This window comes from Streptomyces sp. NPDC005706 (assembly GCF_040631045.1).
In the GTDB taxonomy this organism is placed as follows: Bacteria; Actinomycetota; Actinomycetes; order Streptomycetales; family Streptomycetaceae; genus Streptomyces.
The window spans coordinates 71,800-87,036 of record NZ_JBEXYS010000013.1; the positions used below are offsets into that span (position 1 = coordinate 71,800).

Sequence of the window (15,237 nt, forward strand, 5' to 3'; positions counted from 1 at the left end):
GGTGGGGGTGACAGCCGCAGGATACCGGGGGGACTTGTGGCGGATATGAGTGCGGGCCCTGACGGTGCTGTCACCGGTCAGGGCCCGAACCTGGATCTTGTGTGCTGTGGCTCCCCCGCAAGGATTCGAACCTTGTCCTGCAGGTACCAAAAACCTGTGTGCTGCCAGTTACACCACGGGGGACAGCGCCTCAGACCATACCCGAGGAGGGCGGTGCCGTGATCCCGGAGACACCGTCCACGATGCCTCTCCACCAGCCGTCGATGCGACGGTACAGCTCTGCCCCCTGTAGAACGCTGATCACAAGACAGCCCCGGTAGTCCTCGCCCACATTCTTGCGGACGGTCTTCGGGTTGTGCTTCTTGATGGTCGTCCGCTGGAAGGTGTCGGCTCCGACGCCCACGAGGTCGGCCCAGTACTGGATGGCGCCCTCGACGTCACCTGTCGCGTGGATCATGAGACGGCACCGGCGCCGGTCGGGCTCGACGCCGAGCAGATCCAGCCAGGCGAGATAGACCCGGATCACGCCTGGATCGCTGTTGACGAACTGTACGTTCTCGCGCCGGGCATACGGCTTGTCCTTCGCGCCCTCTGCCCAGTAGAGAGCGACGCCTGTCAGGAACAGATCCCGTTCGGACAGCTTGCCGACCGAGCCGGCCGCTGCCCGCTTCGTTGCTTCACGCTCGCGGTCCACGGCTGCGTATTTGTGTGCCAGCCCCGCACGCATCAGCTCCTGTTGCTCCTCCGGTGTGTAGCGCGGAGTCGGCCTCGGCAGGTCCCGCACCCACAACGAGACCGAGCTCCTGGAGCAGCCCAGCGCCGCCTGGATCCGGTCGTAAGTCCACCCCTGGAGGCGCAGTTCCCGGGCCTTCTCCCGGAGGTCGTCCTTGGCGTTCGGGCGTTTCGTCCATTCCGGGGGCGGTTCGCCCTTCACGAGCTGGTTGAGGATGTCGTTGTTGAAGACCTTCAGCTCGTCGCGGATCTGCCGGAGGCTGTGCCCCTCCCGGCGCAGTGCGACCGCTCGCTTCCGCAACGTTTCGAAGTCCTCGTACCTGCCGTACCTGCCCGGTGAATGTGTCATAGGCATACCGTCCGGGCGGAATGATCGGCTCCGGGGTCGAACGGGTGGGGTTCAGCTGTTCGAGGGATTCCGGCGGGTTCAGGTGCCATTCGATTACGGAGTGTGGTGTGTGGAGGTAGGTGAAAGTCACCGGAAATGGCACGGCCGCCGCCCGTAGGCTGGAGGCATGACCACGACGGGGGAAGAGCGCACCAGGGCCCTGACCGGCCCGTGGTGGTGGGCCAGGTGGCGCAGTGCGGTGCTCGACGGGAGTCTCGCGCTGGTGTCGGCCGTGGAGTGCGGTGCGGAGGGGATTCCGTTCGCCCGGGACGCGGGTGTCCCGGTGTCGGTGGGGATCGTGTTCGGGTTGGTCGCCGGCTCGGTGCTGCTGGTGCGCAGGAAGTGGCCGATCGCCGTCGTGCTGGTCGCGATCGCGATCACGCCGGCCCAGATGGGCTTCCTGATGGGCATCGTGGGGCTGTACACGCTGGCGGCGTGCGAGCTGCCGCGGCGGATCATCGTGGCGCTGGCGGGGATGTCGCTGGTGGGCACGATGATCGTGACGTTCGTGCGGGTGCGGCAGGACATGGCGCGGGGTGATCTGACGCTGGGCGACTGGTTCGTGCCGTTCGCCTCGATCACGACGTCGCTGGGGCTGACGGCTCCGCCGGTGCTGCTCGGTCTGTACGTGGGTGCGCGGCGCCGGTTGATGGAGAGTCTGCGGGAGCGGGCGGACTCGCTGGAGCGGGAGCTCCAGTTGCTCGCGGAGCGGGCGGAGGAGCGGGCCCAGTGGGCGCGCAACGAGGAGCGGACGCGGATCGCGCGGGAGATGCACGACGTGGTCGCGCACCGGGTGAGTCTGATGGTGGTGCACGCGGCGGCGTTGCAGGCGGTGGCGCGGAAGGATCCGGAGAAGGCGGCGCGGAACGCCGCGCTGGTGGGGGACATGGGGCGGCAGGCGCTGACGGAGCTGCGGGAGATGCTCGGGGTGCTGCGGGCCGGGGAGGACGCGGGGCGGCGGGCGGCTGCGGTGCCGTTGGCGGCGGTGGGGGTGGCCGCGGCGCGGGCGGCCGGGGTGGCCGAGGAGGAGGGGCCGTGTCTGTCGGAGCTGGAGGAGTTGGTGGGGCAGTCGGCCGCGGCGGGGATGGCGGTCGATCTGTCGGTGGAGGGGGAGGTGCGGTCGTATGCGGCGGAGGTGGAGCAGACGGCGTACCGGGTGGTGCAGGAGGCGCTGACGAACGTGCACAAGCACGCGGGGGGCGCGAAGACGTATGTGCGGCTCGCGCATCGGGGTGGGGAGATCGCGATGCAGGTGGAGAACGGGCCGCCGCCGGAGCCGGGGTCCGCGTCGGCGGCGGGGCTGCCGTCGGGTGGTAACGGTCTGGTGGGGATGCGGGAGCGGGTGCTGGCGCTGGGCGGGGTGTTCGTGTCGGGGCCGACGGATGTGGGGGGTTTCCGGGTGTCGGCGGTGATTCCGGCGGTGTGAGGGGTGCGGCCGGCGTGGTGTGTGTCGGGTGTCGCCGTCCTCGGCCGAGTCGGGTGCTGCCGGTGGTCCCGGTGGTCCCGGTGGTCCCTGTGATCTCGGTGATCGGCGTGCCCGGGTGCCGGGCGGTGTCTGGTGTCCGGTGTCAGGCGGTGGTGAGGCGGGCGGGTATGGCGCCGGCGACGAGGGTCGACAGGGCCTGGTCGATGTCGGGGCCGAGGTACCAGTCGCCGGTGTGGTCGAGGGCGTAGACGCGGCCTTCGGTGTCGATGGCGAGGAGGGCGGAGGTGTCGGTCTCCTCGCCGAGGGGGGTGACCTCGGTGCCGAGGGCGCGGCCGAGGTCGCCGAGGGTGCGGGCGAGGTGGAGGCCGTGCAGGGGGTCGAGGTGCACGGTCGCGGGGGCGACCTGGCGGCCGGGGCCGGTGGGGGTGATGTGCAGTCCGCCGAACTCGGCCCAGGCTTCGACGGCCGCGGGGAAGACGGTGTGCTGGTGTCCGGCGGGTGAGGTGTGCTCGCGCAGGGTGTCGGCCCAGTACTCCGCTTGCTTTATGTCCCAGCGCCCGGGTTGCCAGCCGGCGGCGCGGAGGGCGGCGTCGACGGGGACGGGGAAGCGGGTGGTGGAGGTGCGGTCGGGGTGCATCTGCCCTTCGATCGTCGTGCGGGTGGTGCGGTGGTGCGGTGGTGCGGTGGTGCGGGTGGTGCGAGGTGTTCTCGTCGTGCGGGGTTCCGGGGGCTCAGTCGTCGGCGGCGGGGTCGACGACGCGGACGCCGAAGTGGGCGCTCAGGGCGGTGCAGGCGCGGCAGGGGGTGGCGAAGTTCCCGTGGAGGGGGTCGCCGTCCTCGCGTATACGGCGGGTGGTGAGTTTGGCCTGTTTGAGGACTTTGCGGGCTTCGCCGTTGGTCATGGGTTTGCGGGCGGCGCGCTTGCTGCGGGCGGCGTCGGCGGCGGTGATGTGCCGGGAGATGAGGATGGTCTCGGCGCAGCGGCCGGTGAAGCGGTCGCGCTGGGCGCTGGTGAGGGTGTCGAGGAAGTCCTGTACGAGGGGGTGCAGGGCGGGGGGCTGGTCGCCGCGGGCGGCGGTGCCGGTGAGGGTGGTGCCGCGGACGGAGAGGGCGGCGGCGATGGTGGGGAGGATGCCGTCGCGGCGGTGGTGGAGGGCGGGGGCGGGGGGTGTGGGGGTGCCGCTCCAGCCGATGCGCGGGTCGCCGGCCCGCACGTCGGTTCCTCCGGTCTGCATCGCGTTCATGTGCGTTTTCCCTCCCCGGGTGTGCCCCGAAGGACACAGAGTGCCAAATGCCGTGGCTGGTGCGGAAGCTGGGGCGGCGCGACACGCCCGGGTCGGGTTATGCCGTCACGTTGGGGTGACGGCTGGTCACGGAAGTGGGGGCGGGATGTGGCGGGGTGGGGCGGCGGGCCGGTGACCGGTGTGCGCGTACCGCTTAGGCTGTCGGCATCCGCGATCGACACCGCCGTTCAGGCCAGAGAGAACGCCGCAGGGGGCAACCGCCATGACGACAGGTCGGCTCGGGCAACAAGCCGCGCCGCCGAACGCGGCATATGCCGGGCAGGTCGTGCACTTCCCGGATCCGGTTCGGGCGGCACGTCACCCGAGAGGGGTACGGGTCGATGAGCATGGTTACCCGGATTTCTCTGCGTACGCGCGCGCGGCGGCGGAGATCGCCGATCCGCCGGAGGGTTTCGGGGTCGACGAGCTTCGGCTGACGGACTATGTGTCGGCGAACGCGGCGTCGGCCGCGGCGGGGCACGAGTTGTGGGACACGGTGCCGGATGTGGCGACGCCGCACGGCTGGACGTGGCATCACGTGGTGGGTTCGCGGCGGCTGGAGCTGGTTCCGGTCGATGTGAAGGCGCTGCTGCGGCATCACGGCGGGGTGGCGACGACGCGGGTGGATCACGGCAAGCGTGGTACGCGCCCGTTGCAGGAGACGCGTCCGGCGCACTTCGGGCTGCCGAAGTCGGGTGTGGCGGTGACGGAGTCGCAGGTGCAGGGCGTGGAGGAGGAGCTGGGGTATCGCCTTCCGGGCGCGTACCGGTCGTTCCTGAAGGCGGCGGGCGGCTGTGCGCCGGTGGGTGCCGCGCTGGACGCCGAGCTGGGGCTGTTGCTGGACCAGCCGTTCTTCACGGTGCGGGACGAGGCCGCGGTCAACGACCTGGTGTACGTCAACAAGTGTCTGCGTGACCATCTGACGAAGGACTACCTGGGCGTCGGTTTCGTGCAGGGTGGTCTGCTCGCGGTGAAGGTGCGCGGTGAGCGGCTCGGTTCGGTGTGGTTCTGCGCGTACGACGACGCGCGGGACGTGGACGCGTCGTGGTCGCCGGCGGAGCGGGTGGAGCGGTTGCTGCTGCCGTGCGGTGACGACTTCGACGCGTTCCTGTCGCGGCTGGCGGGCAATCCGCCGGAGTTGGAGACGGTGGCGAGTCTGATGGTGGACGGCGGTTTCGCGCGTGCCGTTCCGGTGTCTTCCGTGCCGGTGGGGGAGTGAGCTGCGAGCGATGGTGACCTTTGCGCAGGCGCAGGAGCGCGCCGAGGAGTGGATCAACGGTGACGTGCCCGCGTACCAGCATCGTGAGGTGCGGGTGCGGGAGTTCGAGCTGGGCTTCGTGGTGTGGGGCGAGGACCGTGCGGAGGGGCCGCGTTCGGACGCGGGCGGGCAGCGTCTCGTCATCGCCCGGGACAGTGGTGAGGCGACGTTGTGGCCGGCGCTGCCGGTGGGTGAGGTGATCCGCCGGTACGAGGAGGAGTACGGGCGCGTCGACGAGGTGCGGGACGCGGTGCCGGCGCCGGCCCGGGTGGATCTGAATCAGACGTCGTTCCTGCTGACTCCGCCGGAGTGGTTGCAGGAGGCGGCGGACAAGCTGGGTATTCCGGATCGCCGGTCGGGGGAGTCGTCGGGGGCCGCGGCCGCCGCCGCGGATTCCGGTGCTGTCGCCGCCGGTTCGGGTGCGGTGGGCGGGGCGCTCGCCGAGACGCAGGCCGGGGTGCCGGTGGCGGAGCCCTCGGACGCGGTTCCGGGGATGCCGGCCGGTGCGGGTGCGGCGGGTGGTTCCGGGAGCGGTGCCGCGTGGCCGGCCGCCGGGTCGGGCGCCACGCCGGGCGCGGGTGTGGCCGACGCGCCGGGTGCGCCGAGTGCGCCTGCCGGTGGGCCTGTTGCGCCGGGTGCGCCTGCCGGTGGGCCCGTTGTGCCGAGTGCGCCGGAGGCGCCCGCGGGGGCCACGCCGTGGGCGGGTACGGACACCAACGCGGATTCCGGTGAGGATCGTTCGGTGCCGTTGCCGGCGACGGTGTTCGCGCCGCCGCTGGGTGACCCGGACGGCGATGTGCCGCGGCCGCCGGCCGCCGCGCCGGACGCGAAGACCGCGCTGATGTCGGGCGGCAGTGCGCTGCCGCCCACGGCGGTGGCGCCGGCGCTGGGCGCCGAGGGCCGGCCGGGAACGCCGAACGTGCCGCCGGGTGCGCCCGGGACTCCGCCTGCTGCTCCGCCCGCCGCTCCCGCCGGGCCGGGTGCCACGCCTCCGCCGCCTCCGGGCATGCCGTCGTACGGTCATCCGCAGCCGCCGGCGGGACCGGGCGCGCCCGCGCCGGGTGTCGGCGCGCCGCTTCCGGGTGCCACGCCTCCGCCGCCTCCGGGTGCGCCGACGTACGGCTATCCGCAGGCGCCGGGCGCGGTGCCGGACGCGCCGCGGCCGCCGGCCGGTCCGGAGCGGCCGCTCGCGCCGAACGCCGGGGAGATCGCGGACGCGGCGACGAGCAAGGCGGCGCCGCCGCCGCGCAAGCCGCGCGCCGGGCTGGGCACGCCGCCTCCGCCGCCGGGCGCTCCGGGTACGCCGGGCGCGCGTCCGGGGAGTACGCCCGCGCCGCCCGCGCCCGGTGCTCCGGGCGCGCCCGGGGGCGGGTACGTGCCGACGCAGCTGGTGTCGGCGCTCGGCCCCGAGGGCCCCGGTGCTCCGGGCGCTCCCCAGCCGCCCGGTGCGCCGGGTGTTCCCGGGGGTACGCCGCCGGGCGACGCCCCCCACGCGGCCACGGTGCTGGCCACCCCGGGCATGCCGATGCCTCCCGCCCCCGGTGCCCCCCAGCCTCCGGGCGCCCCCGGTGTTCCCGGCGCGCCCGCTGCCCCGGGTGCCCCGGGCGGTGGGCGTGGTGCGGTGCACCACGCGGAGACCGTGCTGGCGGCGCCGCCGGTGGGGGGCCCGGGAGCGCCGCCTCCGCCTCCGCCGCCGCCCGCGGCCGGCCCGCCCGGCCCGCCCGGCCCGCCCGGCATGCCGCCGGGTGCCCCGGGCGTTCCGGGGCCGATGGGCGCCCCGCAGCCGCAGCCGCAGCCGCAGCCGCAGCCCCATCCGCAGCCGATGCCGCAGCAGCAGATGCCGCCGGGTGCGATGCCGCCGCCCGGTGGCCCGCTGCCGGGGCAGCCTCCGGCGTACGGCTATCCGCAGCAGGGGCAGCCGACGGTGGGTCCGGGGTATCAGGCGGTGCTGCGCTACCGCGCGCAGGACGGTTCGGAGCAGCAGCTGATCCGGCGTTCGGCGCCGGGCACGCCGCATCCGGAGTGGCAGATCTTCCATGAGCTGCGGGCGATGAACGTGCCGACGGACCAGGTGCTGGAGCTGCACACGGAGCTGGAGTCGTGCGAGCTGCCCGGGGCGTACTGCGCGCGGATGATCCGGGAGCAGTGGCCGCAGGCGCGGATCACGAGCATCGCGCCGTACGGCACGGACCACGCGAGCCGGCAGCAGGGCATGCAGCAGTTGCTGGCGCACCAGGGTGAGCTGCACCAGGTCGCCGACGGCCCGGCCCGGCCGGCTCCGGTGCGGGCGCCGCTGCCGCCGGTGCAGCCGGCGCCGCCGGTCCCGCCGGAGGTCATCGGGCAGGAGCTGGCGGCGGTGTTCGGGCCGGGGGTGTTCCGGTTCGAGCAGCAGGCCGTGTCGCGGCAGGGTGTGCCGCCGGTCGTGGCGCACACGCTGGTGGTGGCGGGGCTTCCGGTGGACCTGGGTCCGTTCTTCTGGGCGCAGGCCCAGCCGGGCCGTCCGGTGCCGACGCTGGCGGAGCTGGCGGCTGAGCGCGGGGTGCAGCCGGCGCCGGACGCGGGGTCGTACCTGGTGATGGGTACGGACTTCGGCCGGGCGGTCTGTGTGCAGTACGGGACGGCGAACATCGTGGCCGTTCCGGTGGAGGCCGGGCCGGGTGGTGCTCCGGTGCCGCCGCAGTTCGTGAACACCGGTCTGCCGGAGTTCGCGCGGTGCCTGGCGCTGCTGGGGCGGATGTGGCGGCTTCGGCACGGGCTCAACCAGGAGCAGGCGGGCCGCTGGACGGTCGACTTCCAGGCGCAGCTGGCCGCTCTGGACCCGGCGGCGCTGGGTTCGCCGGAGAGCTGGTGGTCGGTGCTGCTGGAGCAGATGTGGGACGGGCTGCTGTAAGCCCTTGCCCGCTGAGGCCCGCTCCTCTCATGCCCTTCACGCGTGTGCGTGGAGGGCATGAGTGTTTTCGCGCGTGTCGTCGCGTGAGATTTCGGCCGTGACATCTCTGCGGAGTGTCGTGTTATGCATACTTACGACCTGTCTAGCAGGATATGCGCTAAATCATTATGTCGTGTATGTCCGGCGGAGAGGGGCTCCCAGGGTGAGCAGCGCATCGACGACGCCGTACGGCCTGGAGACCGTCCGGGGGCGCGGCTACCGCCCCGATCAGGTCGACACCTATCTGGAGGCGCTGTCGCAGGACCGGGACGCCGCGTGGGAGCGCGCCGCGCGGCTGACCGTGCTCGCCAAGGACATGGAGGCGGAGGCGGCGCGGCTGCGCGAGACGGTCGGGGAACTGGTGCCGCAGACGTACGAGTCGCTGGGGGAGCGGGCGGCGCACCTGTACCAGCTGGTGCTGCGGGAGGCGGCGGAGGTACGCGAGGGTGCGCGGCGGGCGGCGCGGGAGGAGATCGCCGAGGCCGAGGCGTACGCCCTGGACGTGCACCAGGCGGCCCGGGAGGCGGCGGACGCGCTGCGCGAGGAGGCCGTGGAGCATGCCCGCCGGCTCGTCCTCGCCGCGCGCGCGGAGGCCGACGAGCTGCGGATCGGCGCGCGGCGCGGGGTGAAGGAGCGGCGCGGGGAGGCGCTCGCCGCGCTGCGTGAGGTGCGCGAGCGCATCGACGGACTCTCCGCAGAACAGGCCGGGCAGCAGGCGGAGCGGCTGGCGGCGGCGCGGCGCGAGGAGGCCGAGCGGCTGGTCGCGCTGGAGGCCTGCCAGGCCGAGCGGATCGCCGGCGCGGAGGCCCGGGTCGCCGAGGCGGAGCGGGCGCTCCGCGAGGCCGAGGAGGCCGCGCGCCGCTGCGAGGAGCAGGCGCGGGTGCGTGCCGTCGAGATCGTCGACGAGGCGCACACGGAGGAGAAGCGCATCGCCCAGGAGACCGAGCGGGTGCTGCGCGAGCACAGCGAGATGTGGGACGAGGTGCAGACGCACATGGACTCCGTGCGCAACAGCCTCCTCACCCTGACCGGCAGGGTGGAGCAGGAGCAGCAGGTGGCGTCCGGGGCGGGGCTGCGCGAACCGGAGGACACCCCCTGACGCGGCGGCGGTGCGCCGCGTCGCGCCGGCTCAGCCGCCCCTGCGGACCGCGCCCGCCAGGATCCAGCCCTCCACCGCCTCGTACTGGCGCCGCTGTTCCTCCGCCTTGCGGCGGCCGGAGGCGACCGTGCCCAGCCAGCCGAAGAAGAAGCCGGCCGGGATGGAGACGATGCCGGTCGTGGTGAACGGGAACCAGTTGAAGTCGGCGCCGGGAAAGGCCGAGGCGGGCGAGCCGGAGACGAGGTTGGTGCCCGGCATGAGCAGCAGCACGGTCAGGGAGCCGCCGAGCAGGGTGCCCATCAGTCCGGCGCGGGTGTAGCGGCGCCAGAAGAGGCTGTAGACGAGGGCGGGGGCGAGCGCGGAGGCGCCGAGGCAGAAGGAGAGCGTCACCAGCGGCTGCAGGCTGTGGTGCTGCACCAGGGTGGCCAGCAGGATCGTGGGCACTCCGATGGCGAGGGCGGAGAAGCGGGCCAGGGCCATCTCCCGGCGGGCCGGCATCTCCTGTACCCGGGCGGCGAACACGTCGTGGGCCAGGGAGTTGGCGCAGGCGAGGATCATCCCGGCGACCGAGGCGAGCAGGGTCAGGAAGAGTGCCGTGGTCACCAGGGTGAACAGGAAGCTCTCCGTCGTGGACACGTCCACGCCGAACGCCGCCCGTGAGCCCAGCAGGTAGGCGGTGTTGCCCTGCTTGTCGGCCGCCGCGATCGCCGAGCGGCCCACCAGGGCCGTGGCGCCGAACCCGACCACCGTGATGACCAGCACGAACAGGGCCACCAGCGACACCGCCCAGGACAGCGAGCGGCGCACCTGACGGGCACTGGAGGCGGTGTACATGCGCATGGTGATGTGCGGCAGGCAGGCGCCGCCGAGGACGATGGTCAGCTCGGAAGTGATCATGTCCAGGCGGGCGCCCGAGTGCCCGGCGAACTGCAGCCCGGAGTGCAGGAAGGCCGGGCCGGCGCCGCTCTGCCGTGCCGCGGCCTGGAACAGGGCGCCCGGGTCCCAGTCGAAGCGGTGCAGGATGAGTACGGCGACGACGGCGCCGGAGCCGAGCAGCATGACGATCTTCAGGATCTGGATGAGGGCGGTGCCCTTCATGCCGCCGATCGCCGCGTAGGCGATCATCAGGGCGCCGAGTCCCACGACGCAGCCGGTCTTCAGCGACTCGTTGGAGAAGCCCAGGATGAACGCGATGAGCTGTCCGGTGCCGGCGAGCTGCACCAGCATCAGCGGCAGCAGCGAGGCGATCGTCACCACGCAGGCCGTGATCCGCACGGCGCGCCCCGGCATCCGGCGGGCCAGCGCGTCGCCCATGGTGAACCGGCCCGCGTTCCGCAGCGGTTCGGCCAGCAGGAACATCAGCAGCAGCAGCGACAGGGCGGTGCTGAGGGCGAGTACGACACCGTCGTAGCCGCACAGGGCGATCACTCCGCCGGTGCCGAGGACGGTCGCCGCGGAGATGTAGTCCCCGGCGATGGCCAGGCCGTTGCGCAGCGGGGACAGGGTGCCGTAGCCGGTGTAGAACTCGTCGAGGTCGTCGCGGTCCGGGCCGGTCATCACGCACAGCAGCAGGATGAGGGTGGCCACGGCGGAGAAGGCGACCAGCGACATGGCCTGGCCGGAGCCGCTGAAGCCGGAGACCTCCGGCGCGAGGGCGCGGGCGGTCACCGGATCGCTCCCCGCCGCGCGTCCAGTTCGGCCTCCTTGCGGATGCGGTCGGCGAGCGGGTCGACATGGCGGCGCGCCGTGTGCTCGTACAGGGCGATCGCCAGCCAGGTGACCGGGAGTTGGAGCAGGGCGAGCAGCAGGCCGGCCGGGATGCCGCCGGCGAGGTCCCGCGTCATGACGTCCGGGGCGTACGCGGACAGCACGAGGAACAGCGTGAAGTAGCCGAGTGCGGTGAGGGTGGCGGTGCGCCGCTGCCAGCGGTAGGCGCCGCGCAGCAGGCGCAGGTCGCTGTGGTGCCCGAGGGGTTCGCGGGCCGGGGCGCGGTGCGGGCGCGGCGGTTCGGGGGGTACCGGCTGCCAGGGGTAGGTCGGGTACGACGGGGAGTGCGGCGGGTCGTAGGACATCCCGGGGCTCCTTGCGTGGCTCGGGTCCGTGGCGGCGGACCGCAGGGAGGTAGGGGGTGGGAAACGGAGTCACGCACGCTACTCGCGGGTGTACGGCCGCGTGGGCTTTTCACCGAACTGGCCGGTCGGTATGCGCTTACTCCACCGAACCGTGTCCCGCCCGTGTTGTTACCCGCGTTAACCAGGGCGTTCGCGATGCCGCACCCGCACCGCCCGCCGGTGTGAAGCCGCGCTGGGCGCCCGTGACTTGAACCTGACGCGACGGGAGGGTGGAGCCTTTCCGGGGCGGAGGGTGGAGCGGACCCCGAGTGTGTCTCCACCCGACGGTGGACGACCCCTAGGGGTATCTCCGTACTACGGGTCGGGGAGGGTTCGTCCCGGCGGAGGACGAGGAACGCCCACCGCCGTCCTTAACCTGGCTTTACGCCGCCGGGGGGCGGCTGACCGAACCGGCGGGGGTGGGGTTTTCCCCCGCACAACAGGGGGCTTCGCACCAGCGCGCGGCACGCCCGCCGCACGCCAGACTCGGCGTCGTACCCGCAACAGGCGCACCGCGACACCGGGGCGCACCCACCGACCTGTCGACCGACATAGGAGACGTACCGTGACATCGGCTGTGACCATTCCCAGGCACGGGGGCACTGGAAGGCCTACGGCCGTTGCCGCGCGGGCCCGGCAGGTCGTCAAGGCGTACGGGTCCGGCGAGACCCGCGTCGTGGCGCTGGACCACGTCGACGTGGACATCGCCCGCGGCCAGTTCACCGCGATCATGGGCCCCTCGGGGTCCGGCAAGTCCACCCTGATGCACTGCCTCGCCGGCCTGGACACGGTGACGAGCGGTCAGATCTACCTGGACGAGACCGAGATCACCGGCCTGAAGGACAAGAAGCTCACCAAGCTGCGCCGGGACCGCGTCGGGTTCATCTTCCAGGCGTTCAACCTGCTGCCCACGCTGAACGCGCTCGAGAACATCACGCTCCCCATGGACATCGCCGGCCGCAAGCCGGACCGGGCGTGGCTGGACCGGGTCGTGGAGACGGTCGGGCTGGCCGGCCGGCTCAAGCACCGGCCCACCCAGCTCTCCGGCGGCCAGCAGCAGCGGGTCGCCGTGGCCCGCGCGCTCGCCGCCCGCCCGGAGATCATCTTCGGTGACGAGCCGACCGGAAACCTCGACTCGCGCGCGGGCGCCGAGGTGCTGGGCTTCCTGCGCCGCTCGGTGACCGAACTCGGGCAGACCATCGTGATGGTCACCCACGACCCCGTCGCCGCCTCCTACGCCGACCGCGTGCTCTACCTCGCCGACGGCCGGATCGTCGACGAGATGCACCAGCCGACGGCCGAGCAGGTGCTGGACCGCATGAAGGACTTCGACGCCCGGGGGCGCACGTCATGACCGTGCTGAAGACCTCGATGCGCAACTTCTTCGCCCACAAGGGCCGGATGGCGCTGTCGGCGATCGCGGTGCTGCTGTCGGTGGCCTTCGTCTGCGGGACGCTGGTGTTCACGGACACGATGAACACGACGTTCGACAACCTGTTCCAGGCGACGTCGTCGGACGTGCAGGTCAGCGCCAAGGACTCGTCCGACACCGGCGAGACCACCTCGGGCACCGGCAAGCCCCCGGTGATGCCGGCCTCCGTGGTCGGCGAGGTGCGCGGGGCGGAGGGCGTCGGCAAGGCCGAGGGAACCGTCTTCTCCACCTCGGTGACCGTGGTCGACCACGACCTCGACAAGCTCTCGCCCACCAGCGGTGCCCCGACCGTCGTCGGCGGCTGGAACGACAACGACGCCCGCACCATGAAGATCACCTCCGGTACGGCCCCCAAGGGGTCCGGCCAGGTCATGGTGGACGCCGACACCGTCAAGAAGCACCACCTGAAGATCGGTGACGAGATCGGCATCATCAGCGTCGTCGGCACGCACCACGCGCGCGTGTCCGGCATCGCCACCTTCACCGTCACCAACCCCGGTGCGGCGATCTTCTACCTGGACACGGAGACCGCCCAGCGGACCCTGGTCGGCCGGACCGGCGTGTACACCAACGTCAACGTCACCGCCGCCAAGGGTGTCACCGACGACCGGCTGAAGAAGAACGTGGTCGCCGCGCTCGGCCGCGGCTACAAGGTGCAGACGGCCAAGGAGATCGCCGACGCCAACCAGAAGCAGCTCCAGGGCGTTCTGAACGTCATGAAGTACGCGATGCTCGGCTTCGCCGGTATCGCCTTCCTGGTCGGCATCTTCCTGATCATCAACACCTTCTCCATGCTGGTCGCCCAGCGCACCCGTGAGATCGGTCTGCTGCGGGCCATCGGCTCCTCCCGCAAGCAGGTCAACCGGTCGGTGCTCATCGAGGCCCTGCTGCTCGGCGTGATCGGCTCCGTGCTCGGTGTCGGCGCGGGCGTCGGCATCGCCGTCGGCCTGATGAAGCTCATGGGCCAGATAGGCATGCACCTGTCCACCGACGACCTGACGGTCGCCTGGACCACCCCGGTGCTGGGCCTGCTCCTCGGTGTCGTCGTCACCGTGCTTGCGGCCTACCTGCCCGCCCGGCGCGCCGGCAAGGTCTCCCCGATGGCCGCGCTGCGCGACGCGCACGCCCCCGCCGACGCCAAGGCCGGGATCGTCCGGGCCGTCATCGGCCTGGTCCTGACCGGCGCCGGTACCGCGAGCCTGTTCGCGGCCGCCACAGCCGACCAGGCCAAGGGCGGCTCCGGCTGGCTGGGGCTCGGCGTCGTGCTCACCCTCATCGGCTTCGTCGTCATCGGCCCGCTGCTCGCCGCCGGCCTGGTCCGCGTCCTCGGCATGATCATGCTGCGGATCTTCGGCCCGGTCGGCCGGATGGCCGAGCGCAACGCGCTGCGCAACCCGCGCCGCACCGGCGCCACCGGCGCCGCCCTGATGATCGGCCTGGCCCTGGTGGCCTGCCTGTCGGTGGTCGGCTCCTCCATGGTGGCCTCCGCCACCGACCAGCTCGACAAGACCGTCGGCACGGACTTCATCATCCAGAACGACAACCAGGGCGGCCTCATCAACCCGCAGTCCGTGCGCGCCGTGAAGAACACGCCGGGCCTGGAACGGGTCACCGAGTACAAGCTCCTGGACGCGTCCCTGACCACCCCCGACGGCCAGGTCTCCAAGAAGGAGACGATCAACGCCGCCGACCCGACCTACGCGCGGGACCTGCGCACCGAGACGGTCGCCGGCACGCTCGCCGACGCGTACAAGCCCGACTCGATGTCCGTCTTCGAGGGCTTCGCCGAGAAGCACGGCATCAAGCTCGGCTCCACGGTCTCCGTCGACTTCAAGAACGGTTCGACGGCCAGGCTGACGGTCCGCGCGATCACCAGCGACGAGGCCGTCGTCGACAAGGGCGCCATGTACGCGTCCATCCCGACGGTCGCGAAGTACGTGCCCGCCGACCGGATGCCGCTGGACATGCTGGTGTTCGCCACCGCCAAGGAGGGCCGGCAGGACGCGGCCTACAAGGCGCTGAAGTCGGCCCTGCACCAGGACCCGAGCCTGACGGTCCGCGACCAGACCGACTACAAGCAGGCCCTGAAGGACCAGATCGGCCAGCTGCTCAACATGATCTACGGCCTGCTGGCGCTCGCCATCATCGTCGCCGTCCTCGGTGTGGTGAACACCCTGGCCCTGTCGGTGGTCGAGCGGACCCGGGAGATCGGCCTGATGCGGGCCATCGGCCTCTCCCGCCGGCAGCTGCGCCGCATGATCCGCCTGGAGTCCGTGGTGATCGCGGTCTTCGGCGCCCTGCTCGGTCTCGGCCTGGGCATGGGCTGGGGCGCGACCGCCCAGAAGCTGCTGGCACTGGAGGGCCTGAAGGTCCTGGAGATCCCCTGGCCGACGATCATCACGGTCTTCGTCGCCTCGGCCTTCGTGGGCCTGTTCGCCGCCCTGATCCCGGCGTTCCGGGCGGGCCGGATGAACGTACTGAACGCCATCGCGACCGAGTAGCCACCCCGGACGGGGGACACGGGGGCACGGGGGGCCCGGCGCCGAGAAGTCACGGGGGACTTCTCGGCGCCGGGCTTT

The 15,237-nt window shown here is 72.4% G+C and carries 11 protein-coding genes and 1 tRNA gene; 6 read left to right on the forward strand and 6 right to left on the reverse strand.

The annotated features are described in order from the left end of the window. Positions 1-107: 107 nt before the first annotated feature. Both ABZ478_RS21625 and ABZ478_RS21630 read right to left on the reverse strand, forming a co-directional pair. Positions 108-183 (reverse strand) — tRNA-Gln (locus ABZ478_RS21625). A 7-nt stretch (positions 184-190) separates the two neighbouring features. After that, entirely contained in the window at positions 191-1,081 is an 891-nt protein-coding gene (locus tag ABZ478_RS21630) for a helix-turn-helix domain-containing protein (protein WP_359551852.1), read from the reverse strand. Between the two features lie 166 nt (positions 1,082-1,247). Between ABZ478_RS21630 and ABZ478_RS21635 the strand changes: the two genes are divergently transcribed. Beyond that, positions 1,248-2,546, forward strand: coding sequence for a histidine kinase (locus ABZ478_RS21635; protein WP_359551854.1), 1,299 nt, complete (start codon positions 1,248-1,250; stop codon positions 2,544-2,546). 142 nt (positions 2,547-2,688) lie between these two features. Here ABZ478_RS21635 and ABZ478_RS21640 read toward each other — a convergent pair whose 3' ends face one another. Then, a complete protein-coding gene (locus tag ABZ478_RS21640) occupies positions 2,689-3,183 on the reverse strand; it encodes an SUKH-3 domain-containing protein (RefSeq protein ID WP_359551857.1) in 495 nt (164 codons plus the stop codon). Between the two features lie 94 nt (positions 3,184-3,277). Then, positions 3,278-3,790, reverse strand: coding sequence for a YwqJ-related putative deaminase (locus tag ABZ478_RS21645; protein ID WP_359551860.1), 513 nt, complete (start codon positions 3,788-3,790; stop codon positions 3,278-3,280). A 262-nt stretch (positions 3,791-4,052) separates the two neighbouring features. On the opposite strand from ABZ478_RS21645, the gene ABZ478_RS21650 reads away from it, so the two are divergent. The 3 genes from ABZ478_RS21650 (at position 4,053) to ABZ478_RS21660 (ending at position 9,115) form a co-directional block, all read left to right on the forward strand. Further along, positions 4,053-5,048 carry an SMI1/KNR4 family protein gene (locus tag ABZ478_RS21650; protein ID WP_359552048.1) on the forward strand — a complete coding sequence of 332 codons (996 nt, stop codon included), beginning with the start codon at positions 4,053-4,055 and terminating at the stop codon, positions 5,046-5,048. A 10-nt stretch (positions 5,049-5,058) separates the two neighbouring features. Next, a complete protein-coding gene (locus ABZ478_RS21655; RefSeq protein WP_359551863.1) occupies positions 5,059-7,977 on the forward strand; it encodes an SUKH-4 family immunity protein in 2,919 nt (972 codons plus the stop codon). A gap of 202 nt (positions 7,978-8,179) precedes the next feature. Then, complete coding sequence (locus ABZ478_RS21660) at positions 8,180-9,115, forward strand: cellulose-binding protein (RefSeq protein WP_359551865.1); 936 nt, start codon at positions 8,180-8,182, stop codon at positions 9,113-9,115. Positions 9,116-9,145: 30 nt separating this feature from the next. On the opposite strand, the gene ABZ478_RS21665 is transcribed toward ABZ478_RS21660, so the two are convergent. Beyond that, on the reverse strand, positions 9,146-10,726 hold the full coding sequence (locus ABZ478_RS21665; RefSeq protein ID WP_359552050.1) for a cation acetate symporter: 1,581 nt from the start codon (positions 10,724-10,726) through the stop codon (positions 9,146-9,148). 53 nt (positions 10,727-10,779) lie between these two features. After that, a complete protein-coding gene (locus ABZ478_RS21670; protein WP_359551868.1) occupies positions 10,780-11,187 on the reverse strand; it encodes a DUF485 domain-containing protein in 408 nt (135 codons plus the stop codon). 604 nt (positions 11,188-11,791) lie between these two features. On the opposite strand from ABZ478_RS21670, the gene ABZ478_RS21675 reads away from it, so the two are divergent. Further along, positions 11,792-12,580: an ABC transporter ATP-binding protein gene (locus ABZ478_RS21675; RefSeq protein WP_359551869.1), complete on the forward strand. Its 789-nt coding sequence runs from the start codon at positions 11,792-11,794 to the stop codon at positions 12,578-12,580. Beyond that, the gene (locus ABZ478_RS21680; protein WP_359551872.1) at positions 12,577-15,159 is read left to right on the forward strand and encodes an FtsX-like permease family protein; all 2,583 of its coding nucleotides are present in this window, start codon (positions 12,577-12,579) and stop codon (positions 15,157-15,159) included. The genes ABZ478_RS21675 and ABZ478_RS21680 overlap by 4 nt, the downstream gene beginning before the upstream one ends. Positions 15,160-15,237 lie beyond the last annotated feature (78 nt).

What these genes read in the sequence shown, in the direction of transcription:
- ABZ478_RS21640 (WP_359551857.1), bottom strand. Translation starts at nt 3,183, where the DNA reads ATGCACCCCGACCGCACCTCCACCACCCGCTTCCCCGTCCCCGTCGAC.
- ABZ478_RS21680 (WP_359551872.1), top strand. Translation starts at nt 12,577, where the DNA reads ATGACCGTGCTGAAGACCTCGATGCGCAACTTCTTCGCCCACAAGGGC.
- ABZ478_RS21655 (WP_359551863.1), top strand. Translation starts at nt 5,059, where the DNA reads ATGGTGACCTTTGCGCAGGCGCAGGAGCGCGCCGAGGAGTGGATCAAC.
- ABZ478_RS21650 (WP_359552048.1), top strand. Translation starts at nt 4,053, where the DNA reads ATGACGACAGGTCGGCTCGGGCAACAAGCCGCGCCGCCGAACGCGGCA.
- ABZ478_RS21630 (WP_359551852.1), bottom strand. Translation starts at nt 1,081, where the DNA reads ATGACACATTCACCGGGCAGGTACGGCAGGTACGAGGACTTCGAAACG.
- ABZ478_RS21645 (WP_359551860.1), bottom strand. Translation starts at nt 3,790, where the DNA reads ATGAACGCGATGCAGACCGGAGGAACCGACGTGCGGGCCGGCGACCCG.
- ABZ478_RS21635 (WP_359551854.1), top strand. Translation starts at nt 1,248, where the DNA reads ATGACCACGACGGGGGAAGAGCGCACCAGGGCCCTGACCGGCCCGTGG.
- ABZ478_RS21665 (WP_359552050.1), bottom strand. Translation starts at nt 10,726, where the DNA reads ATGTCGCTGGTCGCCTTCTCCGCCGTGGCCACCCTCATCCTGCTGCTG.
- ABZ478_RS21670 (WP_359551868.1), bottom strand. Translation starts at nt 11,187, where the DNA reads ATGTCCTACGACCCGCCGCACTCCCCGTCGTACCCGACCTACCCCTGG.